Source organism: Roseovarius ramblicola (assembly GCF_042430665.1).
GTDB lineage: Bacteria > Pseudomonadota > Alphaproteobacteria > Rhodobacterales > Rhodobacteraceae > Roseovarius > Roseovarius ramblicola.
In genome coordinates this window covers 537,471-556,310 of the sequence record NZ_JBHMEC010000017.1, presented here as the reverse complement: position 1 = coordinate 556,310, position 18,840 = coordinate 537,471, and the positions used below count along the sequence as shown (strand labels likewise).

Below are 18,840 nucleotides of genomic sequence, written 5' to 3'. Positions count from 1 at the left end.
GCGGGCGCGCGGGCGGTCTATATCGGCGGCATGTTCGGAGATTTGCTCAGCCGGCTTCTGGCCCCCGCCCCCGAGACCCTGCCCGACGAGGACGCGCGGCGCGCGCTGTCGGCGTTGATGGTGCGCCTAGCGCGCGCCGACGGCCATTATGACGCCGACGAGCGCGCGCGCATCGCCCGCATCCTGTCCGAGCGGTACGCGCTGGACGCGACCGGGGCCGAGGTGCTGCGCGGCGACGCCGAGGCGCTCGAGGCCGAGGCGCCCGATACGGTGCGCTTCACCCGCGCGATCAAGGACGCGGTGCCCTATGAGGCGCGCGCCGAAATTATCGAGGCGCTGTGGCAGGTTGCGCTGGCCGATGGCGCGCGCGAGGCGCACGAGGACTCGCTCATCCGGCTGGTGACGAGCCTTCTGGGCCTCACCGATCAGGACAGCGCCCGCGCCCGCCAACGGGTCATGCGCGGATGATTGCCAGCCTGCCGATGTATGACCGGCCCGAGACGGCGGCGGCCAATGACCGGCTGTGGCAGGGCGTGCGCACGCGGCTGGGCGAGGGGCCGGAGCGGCTCACCCGTGAGGGAGACCTCTGGGACCATTGGCAGAGCCCCGACCTGCTCTTGTCGCAGACCTGTGGTTTGCCTTACCGTTCAAGGCTTTACGACAAGGTGAACCTTGTGGGCCCCCCGGTCTGCGACCTGCCGGATTGCCCTCCGGGCCACTACTACAGCGTGTTCGTTGCACGCCGCGACGATCCGCGCGACGACCCGCGCGAATTCGCCGGGGCGGTGCTGGCCTACAACGACGCGCTGTCGCAATCGGGCTGGGCCGCGCCGCAGGCATGGGCGGCGGAGCGGGGTTTTGCCTTTACCGAAACACTGCGCACGGGCGCACACGCGGCCTCTGCCCGGGCGGTTGCCGAGGGCCGCGCGGACATCGCCGCGCTCGACGCGCTAAGCTGGAGGTTCATGGCGCGAACCGACAGGTTCGCGCGCGACCTGCGGGTGGTCGGACGCACCGATCCCACACCCGCGCTGCCCTGGATCACCGCCGCCACGCGCGACCCCGCCCCGATCCGCGCCGCGCTCTCGGCGGCGCTGGCGGCGATGACGCGGGAGGATCGCGACACGCTGGGGATTTCGGGGCTGGCCCGGATCGCACCCGAGGCCTATCTCGCGCTGCCGATCCCGGCGCCGCCTGCCTCCGAATTGACCTGATCGGGCGTCAATTCGGAGGTCACGCGCCCTGTTCCGCCGTATTGCAAGTTGCATCGCGCGGAATTTTCGGCCCTATTGTCACGAGAACGTCACAAGACAAAAGTCCGACAGGGGGACGCGCGTGGCCGAGACGCCGGTGATCGAAATCCGCAACCTGCACAAGGCCTATGGTGCGCTTGAGGTCATAAAGGGCGTCGATATCACCGCGCCGCGCGGCCATGTCATCTCGCTCATCGGATCGTCGGGATCGGGCAAATCCACCATCCTGCGCTGTGCCAACCTGCTGGAGGACAGCCAGCAGGGCGACATCCTGTTCAATGGCGAACCGGTCAAGTGGAAGGGCGAGGGGCTGGGCCGCCATCCCGCTGATGCCAAACAGGTTTTGCGCATCCGCACCAATCTGAGCATGGTGTTCCAGCAGTTCAACCTTTGGGCGCACATGACCATCCTGCAAAACGTGATGGAGGCGCCGGTCACGGTGCTGGGCCGCGACCGGGCCGAGGTGGAGCACGCGGCGCGCGGCTATCTCGACAAGGTGGGCATCGGCGACAAGTGCGACGTCTACCCCGCACAGCTCTCGGGCGGGCAGCAACAGCGCGCCGCAATCGCCCGCGCGCTGTGCATGGAGCCCGAGGCGCTGCTCTTTGACGAGCCGACCTCGGCGCTAGACCCGGAACTGGAGCAGGAGGTGATCCGCGTCATCAAGGACCTCGCGAACGAGGGACGCACGATGATGCTCGTTACCCACGACATGAGCATGGCCCGCGACGTGAGCGATCATGTCGTCTTTCTCCATCAGGGCCTGATCGAGGAAGAGGGCGCGCCGGACGCATTGTTCGGCGCACCGGAATCAGAGCGGCTGCGGGGCTTTCTCAGCTCCACGATGGCCGCCTGAAATTTACCAACCAGGAGGGAAAAACACATGAAGAAACTACTGATTTCCACCGCCGCCGTGACCATGATGGCCGGCATCGCGATGGCGCAGGACGTGGTGCGGCTGGGCACCGAGGGGGCCTATCCGCCGTGGAACTTCATCAACGATGCGGGCGAGGTGGACGGCTTCGAGCGCGATCTGGGCGACGAGTTGTGCACGCGCGCCGAGCTCAACTGCGAGTGGGTGACGAACGACTGGGACAGCATCATTCCCAATCTCGTCTCGGGCAACTACGACGCCATCATCGCCGGCATGTCGATCACCGACGAGCGCGACGAGGTGATCGACTTTACCCAGAACTACACGCCCCCGGACCCGTCCGCCTACCTGGCGATGTCCGACGATGTCGATCTGACGGGCGGCGTGATCGCGGCGCAGACCGGCACGATCCAGGCAGGCTACGTGGCCGAATCGGGCGCGACCTTGCTGGAATTCGCCACGCCCGAGGAGACCATCGCGGCGGTGCGCAACGGCGAGGCCGACGCGGTTCTGGCCGACAAGTCCTACCTCGCACCGATCGCGGAGGAGGACCCGGGCCTGATGTTCGTAGGCGATGACGTGCCGCTGGGCGGCGGTGTCGGGATGGGCGTGCGCGAATCCGACGGCGAGCTGCGCGAGACCTTCGATGCGGCGATCCAGTCGATGAAGGATGACGGCACGCTCAACACGATGATCGAGAAATGGGAAGTGTCCTCGACCTTCGAGTGACCGCTTTCATCCCCGCGCGCCATGCGGCGCGCGGGCCGATCCGCCGGGGGCCGCGCGCATGTTTTCCTTCTGCTCCGATCCCGCGACGCTCGACGGTGCGCGGTGGCTGGCCTGTTACCTGACCACGGTCAAGCACGCCAATCTCTACATCGCGGTGGGCACGGTGCTGCTCTTGCTGGCGATCACCGCGCCGACGGCCCTCGCCTTCGGCTTTGGCGGGGCGATGGCGGCGCGGTCGCGGATCTGGCCGCTGTCGTGGTTCGGCAAGTCGTATATCGCCATCGTGCGCGGTGTGCCGGATATCGCGTTCTTCCTGTTCTTCGTGATCGCGCTCGACCAGATTTTCGAGGTGATCCGCCATCAGGTCAAATGCCCCGACTGGCCCGACGAGATCTGGCAGGGCAATGATTTCGTGGTGTGCCAGGCGGCCAAGCTGCCCTTGGGCAACTCGCCGCAATGGGTGCATGACACCTATGGATTTTTCCTCGCCGTTCTGACGTTCGCCATCGTGTTCGGGGCGTTCGCCGCCAGCGTGCTCTATGGCGCGATGCGCGCGGTGCCGCGCGCGCAGATCGAGACGGCGGAGGCCTATGGGATGAGCCGCCGGCAGAGTTTCTGGCGCATCCTCGTGCCGCAGATGTGGGTCTATGCGCTGCCGGGCCTCAGCAACCTGTGGATGGTGCTGACCAAGGCCACGCCGCTGCTGTTCCTCCTCGGGGTGGAGGATATCGTCTACTGGGCGCGCGAGATGGGGGGCACCGCGCTGCCGCGCTTTACCGACTATCCGCATGGCGACTGGCGGATGTGGTATTTTCTGGCACTTCTGGTGTTCTATCTCGGACTGACCAAGGTCTCGGAGGTGGCGCTCGAGCGGGTGATGCAGCGCCTCAGCCACGGGCAGGCCACCACCGGCGGCGAAGCGCAGCGGAGGGCGGGCGCATGAGCTGCTGGCAGACGGTGCAGGATTACGCGCTGCGCAGTCTCGGCCATGGCGAACGGCTGTTGCCGCGCGAGGGCTATACGCTCTGCGAGCATTTCACGCTGATCGGGTCGGGCATGATCTGGAACGTGTATTTCGGGGCGCTGGCGCTTTTGGCGGGGTTTTTCCTGGCCACGCTGGTGGCGGTGGGCAAGGGATCGCGCAACCGGGTGATCCGCAAGCTGTCGGAATGGTTCATCTTTGTCTTTCGCGGCTCGCCGCTCTTCATCCAGTTCTTTTTCGCCTATTTCCTGTTTCTGTCGCTGAAATCGGTCAGCCCGGTCTTTGACGCATTCACGTCGGCGTGGCTGGGGGCGCTGATCGTGCTGTTTCTCAATACCGCAGCCTATTCCGGCGAGATCTTCTATGGTGCGCTGCGATCGATCCCCAAGGGCGATGTGGAGGCGGCGGACGCCTATGGCTTTTCGGGCTGGACGCGGTTTCGCAGGATCATCTGGCCCACCATGCTGCGGCTGGCGTGGCCTGCCTATACCAACGAGGCGATCTTTCTGTTCCATTCGACGACGCTGGTGTTCTTTTCCGGCTTTCCGGCGTGGCAGCAGCGGGGCGACGCGCTGTATTATGCCAATTATTTCGCCGACAAAACCTTCAACCCGTTTGTGCCCTACCCGATCCTCGCGGGGTATTTCATCCTGCTGACGCTGGTGGTGATCGGGATATTCGGTGCGGTGAACCGGCGGCTGAACCGGCACCTGCCGCAGGAGGCGCGTCGCGGGCTGCGGCTGCGGCTCAACGTCATCCGGTGAGCGGTGCGGTGGCGATCCTGGTGCCGGCGGCGGGGGCGTCGCGGCGGATGCGGGGGCGCGACAAGCTGATGGAGGAGGTGCGCGGGCGGGCGCTGCTGGCCGATCGGGTGGCGGCGGCGCTGGACCTCGGCGGCGAGGTGCTGGTGACGTTGCCGCCCGGGGGGGACGCGCGGGCGCGGGCGCTGGCGCCGCTGACGGGGCCGCGCCTGTGGCTGGAGGAGGTGCCGGAGGCGGGCGAGGGCATGGCCGCGTCGCTGCGCCGGGGGGCGGATTGGGCCACGGCGCGCGGGGCGGGGGCGCTGATGGTGCTGTTGCCCGATCTGCCGGATCTGACGGTGGCGGATTTGCGGGCGGTTCTGGGGGCGTTTGACGGGGTCCGTATCCTGCGGGCCACTGCCGAGGATGGCCGCGTGGGGCACCCGGTGGTGTTCCCGGCGCGGTATCTGCCGGAGATGGCGACGCTGCGCGGGGATGCGGGCGCGCGGGCGATCCTTGCGGCGCATGAGGTAGCGCATGTCGCGCTGCCGGGCGCGCGCGCCGTGACCGACCTCGACACCCCCGAGGACTGGGCTGCGTGGCGCGCGGGCGGGATGCCGAAACCTTAAGAAAACCCAAACATGACGGGCGTTTGGCCGGTGGCGCAGATTTGACCGATCGCAGGAGATCGCGTATAGGTTGTGCCTTGCTGGACGAGATGGACGGGCGGTCGCGGGGTGCCAAAGGCGACCGTCTTTTCGTGCCGGCGCGGGCGGGGGGCATCGCGAGAAGGGAAACGGCATGAGGCAGCGACACGCATGGTTCTGATCACCCCGGAGGAGGGGCCCTCGGGCCTGAGCAATGCGATCAATTCGCTTGAAGAGCAGCTTGCGGACATGCGCGGCGAGCTCGAGGCGCTTTATCGGCGGATACGGGCCGGGGAATTCGACGAATTGAAGAACGCGACGCGGGCCACGGCGGAAATCCGTCAGTGGCTCAGGATCGCCATCGATATGGAGGCACAGCTTGAAAAACGCAGACAACACGAGCGTGGCATCGTCCACGGCTACGCCATCGACTTCGACGCCGCCCGGGTTGAGATCCGGTGCCGCATGGATCGTCTCGCAAGGAAGCGATGCGCAGCACGAGTTCCTCGATGCCCTGGGCGAGGGTGAATTGCTGGCGCTGCCCTATGTGTTCGAGTTCTGGGCGATGGCGCATCAGTTGCCGCCCGGCGGCGACTGGCGCACATGGGTGATCCTGGGCGGACGCGGCGCGGGCAAGACGCGGGCGGGGGCCGAATGGGTGCGCGCCCGCGTCGAAGGCGCGAAGCCGCTGGACGAAGGTGCGTGCAAGCGGCTGGCGCTGGTCGGCGAGACGGTCGAGCAGGTGCGCGAGGTCATGATCTTTGGCGAGAGCGGGATCATGGCGTGCAGCCCCCCGGACCGCCGCCCCGAGTGGCAGGCCACGCGCAGACGGCTCGTATGGCCCAACGGGGCGGTGGCGCAGGTGTTTTCCGCGCACGAGCCCGAGGGGCTGCGGGGGCCGCAGTTCGACGGTGCCTGGGTGGATGAACTGGCCAAGTGGAAGAAGGCGCGCGACACCTGGGACATGCTGCAATTCGGGCTGCGGCTGGGCGAGGCGCCGCAGGTCTGCGTGACCACGACGCCGCGCAACGTGGGCGTGCTCAAGGATATCCTTGCCAGCGACAGCACGGTGGAGACGAGCGCGCCCACCGAGGCCAACACCGCCAATCTGGCGCAGGGGTTCCTCGAGGAGGTGCGCGCGCGCTATGCCGGCACGCGGCTGGGGCGGCAGGAGCTTGACGGCGTGTTGATGGACGCCGCCGAGGATGCGCTGTGGACGCCCGCTATGATCGAGGCGGGGCGGGTCGGGGCGGCGCCGGAGCTGGACCGGATCGTGGTGGCCGTGGACCCGCCGGTGACTGGCCATTCCGGGTCGGATGAATGCGGGATCGTGGTGGTGGGTGCGGTCACGCAAGGGCCCGTGTCGGACTGGCGGGCCTGGGTGCTGGCCGATGCGAGCGTCAGCGCCGCGAGCCCGATGGCCTGGGCGAAGGCCGCGATCCGCGCGATGGAGCGCTGGGGGGCCGACCGCCTGGTGGCCGAGGTCAACCAGGGCGGCGACCTGGTGGAACAGGTGATCCGGCAGGTGGACCCGCTGGTGCCGTTCCGCAAGGTCCACGCGAACCGGGGCAAGGTGACGCGCGCCGAGCCGGTGGCTGCGCTCTACGAGCAGGGGCGGGTGCATCACCTGCGCGGACTGGGCGCGCTGGAGGACCAGATGTGCGCGATGACCGCGCGCGGCTATGAGGGGCGCGGCAGCCCCGACCGGGTGGACGCGCTGGTCTGGGCGCTGACCGAGCTGATCGTGGAGCCGGGGGCGACGTGGCGCCGCCCGAGCGTGCGCGCGCTGTGAGCGGCGGGCGGGCGGTGCGGCGGTGGCGGATGATCACGCGTCGCCCGCCCGCCGGTCTGTCGCGACCCGCTGGCACGCGGGACGGGAATCGCTTAGCTTGCGACCTGTTTCAAACGGGAGGCCGGATCGATGCGGATGATATCCTTGGGGCTTGTGGTGCTGTGCGCGCTGGCACCACTGGCTGCGGCGGCGCAGAATCCGATCTGCGCCCCCACCGGCGAGATCGTCGCTGCCGCCGTCGAGGCGCGCAAGGCCGGGCAGGGGGCCGGGGACGCGAAGGCCGGGATCACCGACAGCCTCGGTGCCGGGCGGGAGGGCTATGCGCCCGCCGTGCCCCCGCTGGTGGACTGGGTTTACGATCTGCCCGACAAGGACCTCGACAAGGATGTGGCCGCGGCGTGGGTGGCACAGTGCGAGGCGCAGTGAGCCTCTGGACATGAGCGCGCCCGCACCCGATATATGAGGCATGAGCCTGCCCCCGGGATTCCTTGATGAATTGCGCACGCGTCTGTCGCTCAGCGATGTCGTGGGCCGCAAGGTCATGTGGGACATGCGCAAGTCCAACCAGGCCAAGGGCGACATGTGGGCCCCGTGCCCCTTTCACCAGGAAAAGACCGCGTCCTTTCACGTCGATGACCGCAAGGGGTTCTATTACTGCTTTGGCTGCCACGCCAAGGGCGACGCGATCAGCTTCGTCCGCGAGACCGAGAATGTCGAGTTCTTCGAGGCGGTGCGCATCCTGGCGGGCGAGGCCGGGATGCCGATGCCCGAGCGCGACCCGCAAGCGCAGGAAAAGGCCGACCGGCGCGCGCAACTGACCGAGGTGATGGAGCAGGCGGTCAGGTATTTCGGCCTGCAACTGCGCGCGGGCGCGGGGACAGCGGCACGGGACTATCTCAGGCGCCGGGGGTTGAGCGGGGAGACGCTCACGCAGTTCGACATCGGCTTTGCCCCCGATGGATGGCAGGGGCTGTGGGATCACCTGACGGGCAAGGGGGTGGTGCCGGAGATGATCCTGGCCTGCGGGTTGGCGCGCGAGAGCGAGCGGGGCGGGCGCCCCTACGACGTGTTCCGCAACCGCATCATGTTCCCCATCCGCGACGCGCGCGGGCGCTGCGTCGCCTTTGGCGGGCGGGCGATGGACCCGAATGACAACGCCAAGTATCTCAACTCGCCCGAGACCGAGATTTTCGACAAGTCGCGCACGCTCTACAATCTTGCGCCCGCGCGCGAGGCGGCGGGCAAGGGTGCCCCCCTGATCGTGGCCGAGGGCTACATGGACGTGATCGCGTTGGTGGCCGCCGGTTTCGGGGCGGCGGTGGCCCCCCTGGGCACGGCGGTCACGGAGGATCAGTTGCAGCTATTGTGGCGGATCGCGGACGAGCCGGTGATCATGCTCGACGGCGATCGCGCCGGCCTCGGCGCGGCCTACCGGGTGATCGACCTTGCCCTGCCGCTGCTGGAGGCGGGGCGGACGCTGCGGTTTGCGCTCATGCCCGAGGGAAAGGACCCCGACGACCTGCTGCGCGCCGAAGGCCCCGGCGCGGTGCAGGCGCGCATCGACGCGGCGCTGCCGCTGGTGCGGCTGTTGTGGCAGCGCGAAACCGAGGGGCGCGATTTCGCCACGCCCGAGCGCAAGGCGGCGCTGGAGCGGACCTGCCGCGACAAGGCGGCGTTGATCCGCGACCCGTCGCTGCGTGGCTATTACGAGCGCGAGCTGAAGGATCTGCGCTGGCAGCTCTTCAACCCGCGCAGGCAGGCGGCGCAGGCACCGCGCGGGCGCGGGCCGAGGGGCAAGTGGTCCCCGCCCGAGACGGCGCGCGCCGAGACGCGCAACTCGGTGCTGGCCTCGGGCGACCCGGCGCAGGCGGTGCGCCTGCGCGAGGCGGTGATCCTCGCCACGCTCATCTCCTGTCCGGACGTCGCCGAGATGTTCGAGGCCGAGATCGAGCGGATGCCGTGCCGCGACCCCGACCATGCGGCCTTGCGCGCGGCGATCCTGCACCACGCCGGGGCAGGGGAAAAAACACTGCGTGCGCAGATCGCGGCGGAGATCGGCGACGAAACCCTTGAAAAGCTGATGGCGCTGCCCCATGTCGCGCTGGCCCCGCCGGTGCGCCACCCGGGTGACGCCGAGCGCGCGACGCTCACCCTGCGCGAGGAATTCGCCAAGTTGGCGGCGGGCGCTGGCGTGGAGGCGGAACTGCGCGAGGCGGTCGAGGATATCGACGGCCTGGCCGACGAGACGCTGACATGGCGCGTGGCGCAGGCGGCGGAGGCGCGCAACCGTGCGCAGCGCAGCGTTGAGGAGGATCGCACCGTCTACGATCTTGGAGAGAATGGCCTGCGCCTCGATCGCGAGGAGCGCGAAGCGTTTGCCCGGCTGCTCGGGCAACTGGACCGCCCCAAGCCGGGGCATTGACGAGCCGGAGCGTGGCCGAATCGCAATTCGTTGCGGAAGAGGCAGGAAATAAACAGTAAACGGGTGTGCGAATCAGTTGATCGCGCTATTGATTCGGGTCAACGAATCAGATGGCTGCAACCGCCCCCGGAATCGCCAAGGAGATGCGCATGGCCGCCAAGGACACCGACGAGCAAAAGCCCGACGAGCAGGAACCGGAGGTTTCGCTCGACATGAGCCAGGCCGCGGTGAAGCGGATGATCTCGGAGGCCCGCGAAAAGGGCTTCATCACCTATGACCAGCTCAACCAGGTGCTGCCGCCCGACCAGGTGTCGTCCGAGCAGATCGAGGACGTGATGTCGATGCTGTCGGAGATGGGCATCAACATCATCGAGGCCGAGGAGGCCGAGGAGGATGACGGCAAGACCACCGCCGTCGCCGAGATCGGCAAGAAGGGCGAGATCACCCTCGGGTCGGGCAAGGAGGAAAAGCTCGACCGTACCGACGATCCGGTGCGCATGTATCTGCGCGAGATGGGGTCGGTCGAGCTGCTGAGCCGCGAGGGCGAGATCGCCATCGCCAAGCGCATCGAGGCGGGCCGCAACACGATGATCGCGGGCCTGTGCGAGAGCCCGCTGACCTTTCAGGCGATCACCATCTGGCGCGACGAGCTTCTGGGCGAGGACATCCTGCTGCGCGACGTGATCGACCTCGAGACCACCTTTGGCAACACCCCCGGCGAGGAGGGCGAGGAGCCGGTGGTCGCCGCGAATGTCAGCACGCCGCCCGCCGGCGCGGCGACCGACGGGGCCGACAAGTCGCAGGAGCTTGACGCCGACGGCAACCCGATCCAGCGCGCCGAGGACGACGACGAGGAGGACGAGCAGGCCAACATGAGCCTCGCCGCGATGGAGGCCGCGCTCAAGCCGCGCGTGCTCGAGACGCTCGACCGCATCGCCGAGGATTTCGCGCAACTGAGCGAGATGCAGGACAGCCGCATCTCCGCCACGCTGAACGAGGACAGCTCGTTTTCCGAGGCGCAGGAGGCGAAATACCAGAAGCTGCGCGCCGAGATCGTCGAACTGGTCAATTCGCTGCACCTGCACAACAACCGCATCGAGGCGCTGATCGACCAGCTTTACGGTATCAACCGCCGGATCATGCAGATCGACGGCGCGATGGTGAAGCTGGCCGATCAGGCGCGCATCAACCGCCGCGAATTCATCGAGGAATACCGCGGGCGCGAGCTTGACCCCGCCTGGCTTGAGGACATGGCGAAGAAGCCCGGGCGCGGCTGGCAGATGTTCATCGAGCGGTTCGCCGACAAGGTGGCCGAGCAGCGCGCCGACATGGCGCAGGTGGGCCAGTATGTCGGCCTCGACATCAGCGAATTCCGCCGCATCGTCGGGCAGGTCCAGAAGGGTGAGAAGGAGGCCCGCGTCGCCAAGAAGGAAATGGTCGAGGCCAACCTGCGGCTGGTGATCTCGATCGCCAAGAAATACACCAACCGCGGGCTGCAGTTCCTTGATCTCATTCAGGAAGGCAACATTGGCCTGATGAAGGCGGTGGACAAGTTCGAGTATCGCCGCGGTTATAAATTCAGCACCTATGCCACATGGTGGATCCGGCAGGCGATCACCCGCTCGATCGCCGATCAGGCGCGCACCATCCGCATCCCCGTGCACATGATCGAGACGATCAACAAGCTGGTGCGCACGGGCCGCCAGATGCTCCACGAGATCGGCCGCGAGCCGACGCCGGAAGAGCTGGCAGAAAAGCTCCAGATGCCGCTGGAGAAGGTCCGCAAGGTGATGAAGATCGCCAAGGAGCCGATTTCTCTGGAGACGCCCATCGGCGACGAGGAAGACAGCCAGCTTGGCGATTTCATCGAGGACAAGAACGTCATCCTGCCGCTCGACAGCGCGATCCAGGACAACCTGCGCGAGACGACGACGCGGGTGCTGTCGTCGCTCACCCCGCGCGAGGAACGGGTGCTGCGGATGCGGTTCGGCATCGGGATGAACACCGATCACACGCTCGAAGAGGTGGGGCAGCAGTTCTCGGTGACGCGCGAGCGCATCCGGCAGATCGAGGCCAAGGCGCTGCGCAAGCTGAAGCATCCCAGCCGGTCACGGAAGCTAAGGAGTTTCCTGGATCAGTGAGGTTTTAGCTTTTATCGGTTTTGAGGCGAAAATGACCGGAGACCTGATTTCCGAACTCGACATGCGACGTGGACTGACTGACACGGGAAGGCAGTGCCTCCGGGTTCTTCGTGACGAGACTTCAGTATTGCCATTCGATCTGAAAATTCAGAAGCGTGGTCATTTTGGGGATGTGCTTCGTTGGACCTGTAACGGAAAGCTCTGGTTCGACGCTCTCCCGGCGAAGCAATGGGTTTTATTTTATCTCAACAAACGGGCGTTAAGCGAGCCTGGCTTGAGCTATTCTTCTGTTTCTGCACGCCTGCCACATGCAGTTGAGCGACGAGATTTAATCGTGAATGTGCGTCTTCACGACAAGTCCGAAGCGTCGACAATGGCAGCTTTGATAAGGGATGCCGCGCGATTTCTGTCCAGCCCTGTGTAGCGCAGGCGCCGACACTCCTTCGGCATGATCGCATGCCGGGCTCGCCGGATTTCGCCCTCCCGAGCCGCTGCGGGGCGATCTGGCGGGGTATTGGTCGCGGCGGATCGACCGGGAGCATCGTCTGGTCTATCATGTGACGCAGGACGAGATCGTCATCCTGCAATGCCGGTATCATTATTGAGGGCAGTCCCCGCGAGGGCCGTGCCCGCACCACAAAGGAGGCCCCGATGTCCATCCTGTCAAAACTGTTCGGAGGCGGTGGCGGTGACGCGAAGCGCGATGCACCGGGATTTCCCGCCGAGGACTACAACGGCTACAGCATCACGCCCGCGCCGCAGCCGGAAGACGGCGGCTGGCGCGTGGGCGCGCGGATCGAGCGGCAGGTGGGCGGCGAGGTGAAGGTGCACCACCTGCTGCGCGCCGACGTGCTGCGCGACGAGGGCGAGGCGGCGGCGGTGTCGCTGCGCAAGGCGAAACAGGTGATCGACGAGCAGGGCGAACGGATTTTTCACTGATCGCCGGGCGCGGCACGGCGGCGCGGGGTCTTGCACGGGCGCGCGGATGCGCCTACTCTCAAGGTAACTTGTAATGGAGGGCGTGTTGTCATGGCGCCCAAGCGTCCGATTGGTGCGGGCGCTATCCCGGACCCGGTCGAGAGCCCCGCGCCGAGCCTGCCGGATCGGGTGCCGCTTTACGCGGCGCTTGATCTTGGAACAAACAGTTGTCGCATGCTGATCGCCCGCCCCGAGGGCAGGACGTTTCGCGTGATCGACAGTTTCTCGAAATCGGTTCAGCTCGGCACCGGGCTGGAGCGGTCGGGGCGTTTGTCGCGCGCCGCGATCTACCGCACGATTCAGGCGCTGCGCGTGTGCCGGCAGAAGCTGCGCCGCCACAGGGTAACGCGGATGCGGCTGGTGGCCACCGAGGCGTGCCGCCGCGCCGTCAACGGTGCCGAGTTCATGGCGCGGGTGGAGCGCGAGACCGGCCTGACGCTCGATGTGATCCCGACCGAGGAGGAGGCGCGGCTGGCGGTGATCTCCTGCGCGCCGCTGGTGAGCGCGCGGACCGAGCAGCTTCTGGTGGTGGATATCGGCGGCGGCTCGACCGAGCTTGTCTGGATCGACCTGCGCGACGTGCCCGAAGCCGAGCGCAAGCGCGCCATCATGCAGATGCACATGGGGTTTCAGTCCAAGGGGACCGCCCCCGCCGCGCGGGTGGTGGACTGGATCAGCGTGCCGCTGGGGGTGGCGACGCTGCGCGAGCAGTTCCGCGATGTCGAGGACGATGCCGCGCGCTTTGCGCTGATGAGCTGGTATTTCGAGGAGAACCTCGCCGAGTTCGCCCCCTACAAGGACGAGCAGAGCCGCGACGGATTCCAGATCGTCGGCACGAGCGGCACCATCACCACCGTGGCGGCGAGTCACCTGGGCCTACGCCGCTATGACCGCAACAAGGTGGACGGGCTGACCATGACCAGCGACGAGATCGACCGGGTGATCCGCTCCTACCTCTCGCTCGGCCCCGCCGGGCGGCGGCGCGATCCGCGCATCGGTCAGGACCGGCAGACGCTCATCATGTCGGGTGCCGCGATCCTTCAGGCGCTGCTGCGCTGCTGGCCCACGGACCGGCTGTCGGTGGCGGACCGGGGGCTGCGCGAGGGGATGCTCTATGCGCAGATGGCTGCCGATGGCGTGCTCGAGGATGGAGAGGACTGATGGCGAAGGGGCCGGACGGCAAGAACACATCCGGGCGCGGGCAGCGCGATCTGACCGTGAAGGTCAAGACCGCGCGAGGGCGGCGCGCGTCGTCGACGCGGTGGCTGCAGAGGCAGCTCAACGACCCGTATGTCAAGCGCGCGCAGGCCGAGGGCTACCGTGGCCGCGCCGCGTTCAAGATCATGGAACTGGACGACAGGTTCCGCTTTCTCGTGCCCGGCGCGCGGGTGGTCGATCTGGGCTGTGCGCCCGGCGGCTGGTGTCAGGTGGCGGTGCCGCGCATCAACGCGTTGGGCGACCGCGCGGGCAAGCGGCAGGGCCGTCTCATCGGTATCGACCTGCAGGAGGTGGAGCCGATCGCCGGGGCCGAGATCCATCAGCTCGATTTCATGGACGAGGGCGCCGACGAGCAGGTCAAGGCCTGGCTCGGCGGCAAGGCGGACGTGGTGATGTCGGACATGGCGGCGTCAAGCTCGGGGCACAAGCAGACCGATCACCTACGCATCATCGCGCTGTGCGAGGCGGCGGCCTATCTGGCCTTCGACGTGCTGGAGGAGGGTGGCACCTTTGTGTCCAAGGTACTGGCGGGCGGGGCCGAGGGCGATTTGCAGAAGGTTCTCAAGCAGCGATTCGCCAAGGTGGCCAACGTGAAGCCCCCGGCCTCGCGCGCCGACAGTTCCGAGAAATTCGTGGTGGCCACGGGCTTTCGCGGCTGAGAGGCGCGGGGGCGGGCCACCGGCGCTCCGGGGCGGTTCACGCCGCGTGGACATGCCCGGCGGCGGCCCGCGGGCGTGGCCGCGACGCTCAGCCCCGGGTGCCCGAGAACCGCGCCTGCCAGTCCTCGCGCGCCTCGTCGGTGATCTTGGCAAAGAGCACATCGGGCACCTCGAAGGCGTGGCCCGGTGCCAGGTGCCCGAGCGCGGCGGGGACGTCGTCGGGCCAGCTAGTATCGTCGGTCTTCATCGCCGTCAGCATCGCCTGCGCCGCGTCGGGAATGAAGGGCGCGGACAGCACCGCGTAGAGCCGGACGAGATTGAGCGCGAGCCGGATCTGCGCCGCTGCCTGCGCGGGGTCCTCCTTGAAGGTGGCCCACGGCGCGGCCTCCTGCAGGTACTCGTTGCCCTCGACCCAGATCGCCCGCAGCGCGCCCGCCGCCTTGCGGATCTCGATCGCCTCCATGTGCGCCTCGTAATCCCCGATCCGCGCCGACAGCCGGTCGGTCAACGCCTGTTCCTGCGGGCCATACACGCCCCCTTCCGGCACTGCCTCGCCGAATTTCGAGCGGCAGAACTTGGTCACGCGGGAGACAAAATTGCCCAGTACGTCGGCAAGGTCCTTGTTCACGCTGGCCTGAAAATTCTCCCATGTGAATTCGCTGTCGGAATTCTCGGGCGCGTGGCTCAGCAGCCACCAGCGCCAGTAATCGGCGGGCAGGATGTCGAGCGCGTCGTCCATGAACACGCCGCGCCCCTGGCTGGTGGAGAACTGGCCGCCATCGTAGTTGAGGTAATTGAACGACTTGATGTAATCGACGAGCTTCCACGGCTCGGTCCCGTCATGGTTTGCGCCCATCAGCGTTGCTGGAAAGCTGAGCGTGTGGAACGGCACGTTGTCCTTGCCCATGAACTGGGTGTAGCGCACATCCGCGGCCCCTTTGTCGGTGCGCCACCAGCGCTCCCACGCCTCGGCCTCCAGCCCCTGCGCCTCGGCCCATTCGGCGGCGCAGGCGAGGTACTCGATGGGTGCGTCGAACCACACGTAGAAAACCTTGCCCTCCATGCCCTGCCAAGGCGCGCCCTCGAACTGCACCGGGATGCCCCAGTCGAGATCGCGGGTGATGCCGCGATCCTGGAGCCCGTCGCCGTCGTTGAGCCACTTGCGCGCGATAGAGGTGGTGAGCAGCGGCCAGTCGGCCTTGGTGTCGATCCAGTCGCTGAGCGCGCGGCGCATCACCGATTGCCGCAGATAGAGGTGGCGCGTCTCGCGCACCTCCAGATCGGTCGCGCCCGAGATCGCCGAGCGCGGCGCGATCAGGTCGGTGGGGTCGAGTTGCTTGGTGCAGTTCTCGCACTGGTCGCCGCGGGCCTTGTCATAGCCGCAATTGGGGCAGGTGCCCTCGATGTAGCGATCCGGCAGGAAGCGGCCATCGGCCTTTGAATAGACCTGTTTCTCGCGCACCTCCTCGATAAGCCCGGCCTCGTGCAGCCGCACCGCGAGATGCTGGGTCAGGCGGCGGTTCTGCGGGCTGGAGGAGCGACCGAAATGGTCGAAGCCGAGGCGGAACCCGTCGGAGAGCCGTTTCTGAACGGACCACATCTCGGCGCAGTATTCATCCACCGGCTTGCCCGCCTTGGCGGCGGCAAGTTCGGCGGGGGTGCCGTGCTCGTCCGTGGCGCACAGATAGAGCACCTCGTGGCCGCGCCCGCGCAGGTAGCGCGCGTAGAGATCGGCGGGAAGCTGGCTGCCCACGAGATTGCCGAGGTGCTTGATCCCGTTGATATAGGGGATCGCCGAGGTGATGAGGTGACGTGCCATCGTGCCGGACTGCCTTTGTCGCCTTGAACTGGGTTCCCCGCGTTTAACCGCCCCGTGCCCAAAGGGCCAGAGGCCGCGCCCCTGCCTGCCGCATATTTGCGCATGTGCCGGGGCGCGCTGCGGGGGCTGCGAATCGGGTTTGACGCGGCCCGCCGTCGGGTGTAGCGGCGCGGGCGTACGGGGCTGTCAACCACAGGGAATCGCCACGATGTTCAAGGTTATCGGCTCGGTCTGGGCGCTGCTGCTGGGCATGATGCTCGTGATGATCGGCAACGGGATGCAGGCCACGCTCATGGGGGTGCGCGGCGGCATCGAGGGCTTTGGCACGCTGGAGCTGTCGATCATCACCTCGGCCTATTTCGTGGGCTTTCTGGCGGGCAGCCGGGCAACGCCCGAGATGATCCGCCGGGTGGGGCATGTGCGGGTGTTCGCGGCCTTGGGCTCGTTCCTGTCGGCGGGGCTGATCGCGTTCCCGGTGCTGACCGATCCCTATAGCTGGACGGTGATCCGGGTGCTGCTGGGCTTCTGCCTCGCGGGGGTCTACGTGACCGCCGAGAGCTGGCTCAACAACGCCGCCACAAACACCACGCGCGGCAAGATCATCTCGGCTTACATGATCGCCCAGACCTCGGGCATCATCGCCGCGCAGGGGCTGATGAACCTGGGCGACGCGGGCGGCTATCTGCTGTTCGTTGTGCCCTCGATCCTCGTGTCGCTGAGCTTCGCGCCGATCCTTCTGTCGGCCTCGCCCACGCCCGCCTTCGAGACCGACAAGCCGATGACCTTGCGCCGGCTCTATGACAGCTCGCCGCTGGCCAGCGTGGGGATGCTGATCCTTGGTGGCATCTTTGCCGCACAGTTCGGCATGGCCTCGGTCTATGGCGCGCAGGCGGGGCTCAGTGTGGCGCAGATCAGCGGCTTCGTCGCCGCCATCTTTGCCGGCGCGGTGGCGTTCCAGATGCCCATCGGCTGGCTGTCGGACCGGATCGACCGGCGGTGGCTCATCCTCGGGGTGGCGGCGGTGGGCGCGGTCAGCACCGGGGTGGGCGCATTCCTCGGGGTCGATTTCGAGACGCTGCTGGTGCTGGGCTTCATCATGGGGGGGATGGCCTCGCCGCTCTATTCGCTGTTCATCGCCTATACCAACGATTTCCTTCAGGTCGAGGACATGGCCGCCGCGTCGGGCGGGCTGGTGTTCGTCTACGGGATGGGGGCAATCGCCGGGCCGATGGTGACGGGGCAGTTGATGGACATGGTCGGGCCGCACGGGTTCTGGCTCTTTCTGGCGGTGCTGTTCGCGCTGATCGCGGCGTATGCCGCGTGGCGGATGACCTGTCGGCCCTCGGTGCCGGTGGACGAGACCGGGGCCTATGTCGGCGTCTCGCCCACCGGCTCGCCGGTGGCGCTGGCGGCGGCGCAGGAATGGTACGTGGAGACCGCCGAGGACAGCGCAGCGGAAGAGGCGCGCGAGGGCTGAGGCGCGCGGCCCGGGCGGCGGCCGGTCGCCGCACCGCATCCGGCAACCTTTGCGGCCGCCCCTCCAGCCCGGCCCGACGCCGGTTTCCGGCCGCCTCGGGTATGTGGCGCGCTGCTCTCTTGCTGGCTGGCCTGTCGCGTCGATCCGGTGCATGACGGGGCATGGACGCCTGGATTATCCTCTCCGTCGCCGCGGCGGCGTTTCAGACCCTGCGCTTCGTGCTGCAGAAGCGGCTGAGCATGGGCGCGCTCAGCGCCGGCGGGGCGACGCTGGCGCGATTTCTGTATTCCGCGCCTTTCGTGGTGGTGCTGGCCGGTGGCTACCTCATCGCCACGGGCGCGGTCTGGCCGGGTCTGACACCTGCCTTCTGGCTCTATGCCGTGGCTGGAGGGCTGGCGCAGATCGCAGCCACCTGGGCCGTGGTCGCGCTCTTTGCCGAGCGCAATTTCGCGGTGGGTATCGTCTTCAAGAAGACCGAGGTGGTGCAGACCGCGCTGGTCGGCCTCGTGGTGCTGGGCGACCGGATCGGGCTGGCGGGTCTGGGCGCGATCATCGTCGGGCTGGCCGGTGTTCTGCTTTTGTCGCAGACGCCCGGCACAGCCGGGCGCTGGTGGCGGCACCTCGGCTCGCGGGCGGCGATGCTGGGCCTCGGTTCGGGGGCGTTCTTTGCCGTCTCGGCGGTGGGCTATCGCGGCGCGACGCTGGAGATCGCGAGCGCCGATCCGCTGGTGCGGGCGGGGATCACGCTGACGGCCGTGACGCTGATGCAGGCGCTCGCGCTGTCGTTGTGGCTCGGCTGGCGCGAGCCGGGGCAGGTGGGCCGCGTTTTCGCGGCGCGGCGGGTGGCGGTGTGGATCGGGCTGTCGGGCATGGCCGGGAGCCTGTGCTGGTTCACCGCCTTCACGCTTCAGGCCGCCGCGCTCGTCTTTGCCGTGGGTCAGGTCGAGGTGATTTTCTCGCTGCTGGCGTCGGTGCTGATCTTCGGCGAGAGGCTCACACGGCGCGAGGGGTTTGCCATCGCGCTGGTCACGGTCTCGGTGGTCGCGGTGGTGATGGTGCGGTGAAGGCGGGTGATCTGGCCTGAAGGGGACTTCTGGGTGAGCCGCGCA

At 67.5% G+C, this 18,840-nt stretch carries 19 protein-coding genes and 1 pseudogene; 19 read left to right on the top strand and 1 reads right to left on the bottom strand.

The window, feature by feature from the left end:
• The first annotated feature begins 30 nt into the window (after window positions 1–30).
• The 17 genes and pseudogenes from ACFFU4_RS13405 to ACFFU4_RS13325 all read left to right on the top strand — a co-directional run bounded on the left by ACFFU4_RS13405 (window position 31) and on the right by ACFFU4_RS13325 (window position 14,435).
• Entirely contained in the window at window positions 31–468 is a 438-nt protein-coding gene (locus tag ACFFU4_RS13405) for a tellurite resistance TerB family protein (protein ID WP_377070275.1), read from the top strand.
• A 14-nt stretch (window positions 469–482) separates the two neighbouring features.
• On the top strand, window positions 483–1,214 hold the full coding sequence (locus ACFFU4_RS13400; RefSeq protein WP_377070274.1) for a phosphate/phosphite/phosphonate ABC transporter substrate-binding protein: 732 nt from the start codon (window positions 483–485) through the stop codon (window positions 1,212–1,214).
• Between the two features lie 121 nt (window positions 1,215–1,335).
• The gene (locus ACFFU4_RS13395; protein WP_377070273.1) at window positions 1,336–2,109 is read left to right on the top strand and encodes an ABC transporter ATP-binding protein; all 774 of its coding nucleotides are present in this window, start codon (window positions 1,336–1,338) and stop codon (window positions 2,107–2,109) included.
• Between the two features lie 27 nt (window positions 2,110–2,136).
• The gene (locus tag ACFFU4_RS13390) at window positions 2,137–2,856 is read left to right on the top strand and encodes a transporter substrate-binding domain-containing protein (RefSeq protein WP_377070272.1); all 720 of its coding nucleotides are present in this window, start codon (window positions 2,137–2,139) and stop codon (window positions 2,854–2,856) included.
• A 58-nt stretch (window positions 2,857–2,914) separates the two neighbouring features.
• Entirely contained in the window at window positions 2,915–3,799 is an 885-nt protein-coding gene (locus ACFFU4_RS13385) for an ABC transporter permease (RefSeq protein ID WP_377070271.1), read from the top strand.
• Complete coding sequence (locus ACFFU4_RS13380) at window positions 3,796–4,602, top strand: ABC transporter permease (protein ID WP_377070270.1); 807 nt, start codon at window positions 3,796–3,798, stop codon at window positions 4,600–4,602. The genes ACFFU4_RS13385 and ACFFU4_RS13380 overlap by 4 nt, the downstream gene beginning before the upstream one ends.
• Entirely contained in the window at window positions 4,599–5,207 is a 609-nt protein-coding gene (locus tag ACFFU4_RS13375; RefSeq protein WP_377070269.1) for a nucleotidyltransferase family protein, read from the top strand. The genes ACFFU4_RS13380 and ACFFU4_RS13375 overlap by 4 nt, the downstream gene beginning before the upstream one ends.
• A gap of 189 nt (window positions 5,208–5,396) precedes the next feature.
• Window positions 5,397–5,753: a hypothetical protein gene (locus ACFFU4_RS13370; RefSeq protein ID WP_377070268.1), complete on the top strand. Its 357-nt coding sequence runs from the start codon at window positions 5,397–5,399 to the stop codon at window positions 5,751–5,753.
• The gene (locus ACFFU4_RS13365; RefSeq protein WP_377070267.1) at window positions 5,674–7,017 is read left to right on the top strand and encodes a DNA-packaging protein; all 1,344 of its coding nucleotides are present in this window, start codon (window positions 5,674–5,676) and stop codon (window positions 7,015–7,017) included. The genes ACFFU4_RS13370 and ACFFU4_RS13365 overlap by 80 nt, the downstream gene beginning before the upstream one ends.
• Before the next feature lie 129 nt (window positions 7,018–7,146).
• On the top strand, window positions 7,147–7,443 hold the full coding sequence (locus tag ACFFU4_RS13360) for a DNA primase (protein WP_377070266.1): 297 nt from the start codon (window positions 7,147–7,149) through the stop codon (window positions 7,441–7,443).
• Window positions 7,444–7,483: 40 nt separating this feature from the next.
• Window positions 7,484–9,439, top strand: a complete 1,956-nt coding sequence (dnaG, locus tag ACFFU4_RS13355) for a DNA primase (protein WP_377070265.1) — start codon at window positions 7,484–7,486, stop codon at window positions 9,437–9,439.
• A gap of 149 nt (window positions 9,440–9,588) precedes the next feature.
• Window positions 9,589–11,580 (top strand): RNA polymerase sigma factor RpoD, encoded by a 1,992-nt coding sequence (rpoD, locus tag ACFFU4_RS13350; RefSeq protein WP_377070342.1) that lies wholly within the window; start codon window positions 9,589–9,591, stop codon window positions 11,578–11,580.
• Between the two features lie 31 nt (window positions 11,581–11,611).
• Window positions 11,612–12,004, top strand: a complete 393-nt coding sequence (locus ACFFU4_RS13345) for a hypothetical protein (protein ID WP_377070264.1) — start codon at window positions 11,612–11,614, stop codon at window positions 12,002–12,004.
• A gap of 52 nt (window positions 12,005–12,056) precedes the next feature.
• Window positions 12,057–12,185 (top strand): annotated as a pseudogene (locus ACFFU4_RS13340) (Txe/YoeB family addiction module toxin); the annotation flags it as partial.
• 46 nt (window positions 12,186–12,231) lie between these two features.
• Complete coding sequence (locus ACFFU4_RS13335) at window positions 12,232–12,519, top strand: HlyU family transcriptional regulator (protein WP_377070263.1); 288 nt, start codon at window positions 12,232–12,234, stop codon at window positions 12,517–12,519.
• 90 nt (window positions 12,520–12,609) lie between these two features.
• Window positions 12,610–13,719 (top strand): Ppx/GppA phosphatase family protein, encoded by a 1,110-nt coding sequence (locus ACFFU4_RS13330; RefSeq protein WP_377070262.1) that lies wholly within the window; start codon window positions 12,610–12,612, stop codon window positions 13,717–13,719.
• A complete protein-coding gene (locus ACFFU4_RS13325; protein ID WP_377070261.1) occupies window positions 13,719–14,435 on the top strand; it encodes an RlmE family RNA methyltransferase in 717 nt (238 codons plus the stop codon). Before ACFFU4_RS13330 ends, ACFFU4_RS13325 begins: the two co-directional genes overlap by 1 nt.
• Before the next feature lie 88 nt (window positions 14,436–14,523).
• On the opposite strand, the gene metG is transcribed toward ACFFU4_RS13325, so the two are convergent.
• Window positions 14,524–16,254 carry a methionine--tRNA ligase gene (gene metG / locus ACFFU4_RS13320; protein ID WP_377070260.1) on the bottom strand — a complete coding sequence of 577 codons (1,731 nt, stop codon included), beginning with the start codon at window positions 16,252–16,254 and terminating at the stop codon, window positions 14,524–14,526.
• A 208-nt stretch (window positions 16,255–16,462) separates the two neighbouring features.
• Here metG and ACFFU4_RS13315 point away from each other — a divergent pair, with 208 nt between their 5' ends.
• Window positions 16,463–17,731, top strand: coding sequence for an MFS transporter (locus ACFFU4_RS13315; RefSeq protein ID WP_377070259.1), 1,269 nt, complete (start codon window positions 16,463–16,465; stop codon window positions 17,729–17,731).
• A gap of 161 nt (window positions 17,732–17,892) precedes the next feature.
• Window positions 17,893–18,795 (top strand): EamA family transporter, encoded by a 903-nt coding sequence (locus ACFFU4_RS13310; protein WP_377070258.1) that lies wholly within the window; start codon window positions 17,893–17,895, stop codon window positions 18,793–18,795.
• Window positions 18,796–18,840 lie beyond the last annotated feature (45 nt).

Bases quoted from the DNA above. Each gene is read 5' to 3' on its own strand.
- ACFFU4_RS13405 (WP_377070275.1), top strand. From the start codon at position 31: ATGTTCGGAGATTTGCTCAGCCGGCTTCTGGCCCCCGCCCCCGAGACC.
- ACFFU4_RS13400 (WP_377070274.1), top strand. From the start codon at position 483: ATGTATGACCGGCCCGAGACGGCGGCGGCCAATGACCGGCTGTGGCAG.
- ACFFU4_RS13390 (WP_377070272.1), top strand. From the start codon at position 2,137: ATGAAGAAACTACTGATTTCCACCGCCGCCGTGACCATGATGGCCGGC.
- ACFFU4_RS13385 (WP_377070271.1), top strand. From the start codon at position 2,915: ATGTTTTCCTTCTGCTCCGATCCCGCGACGCTCGACGGTGCGCGGTGG.
- ACFFU4_RS13380 (WP_377070270.1), top strand. From the start codon at position 3,796: ATGAGCTGCTGGCAGACGGTGCAGGATTACGCGCTGCGCAGTCTCGGC.
- ACFFU4_RS13370 (WP_377070268.1), top strand. From the start codon at position 5,397: ATGGTTCTGATCACCCCGGAGGAGGGGCCCTCGGGCCTGAGCAATGCG.
- ACFFU4_RS13360 (WP_377070266.1), top strand. From the start codon at position 7,147: ATGCGGATGATATCCTTGGGGCTTGTGGTGCTGTGCGCGCTGGCACCA.
- dnaG (WP_377070265.1), top strand. From the start codon at position 7,484: ATGAGCCTGCCCCCGGGATTCCTTGATGAATTGCGCACGCGTCTGTCG.
- rpoD (WP_377070342.1), top strand. From the start codon at position 9,589: ATGGCCGCCAAGGACACCGACGAGCAAAAGCCCGACGAGCAGGAACCG.
- ACFFU4_RS13345 (WP_377070264.1), top strand. From the start codon at position 11,612: ATGACCGGAGACCTGATTTCCGAACTCGACATGCGACGTGGACTGACT.
- ACFFU4_RS13335 (WP_377070263.1), top strand. From the start codon at position 12,232: ATGTCCATCCTGTCAAAACTGTTCGGAGGCGGTGGCGGTGACGCGAAG.
- ACFFU4_RS13330 (WP_377070262.1), top strand. From the start codon at position 12,610: ATGGCGCCCAAGCGTCCGATTGGTGCGGGCGCTATCCCGGACCCGGTC.
- ACFFU4_RS13325 (WP_377070261.1), top strand. From the start codon at position 13,719: ATGGCGAAGGGGCCGGACGGCAAGAACACATCCGGGCGCGGGCAGCGC.
- metG (WP_377070260.1), bottom strand. From the start codon at position 16,254: ATGGCACGTCACCTCATCACCTCGGCGATCCCCTATATCAACGGGATC.
- ACFFU4_RS13315 (WP_377070259.1), top strand. From the start codon at position 16,463: ATGTTCAAGGTTATCGGCTCGGTCTGGGCGCTGCTGCTGGGCATGATG.
- ACFFU4_RS13310 (WP_377070258.1), top strand. From the start codon at position 17,893: ATGGACGCCTGGATTATCCTCTCCGTCGCCGCGGCGGCGTTTCAGACC.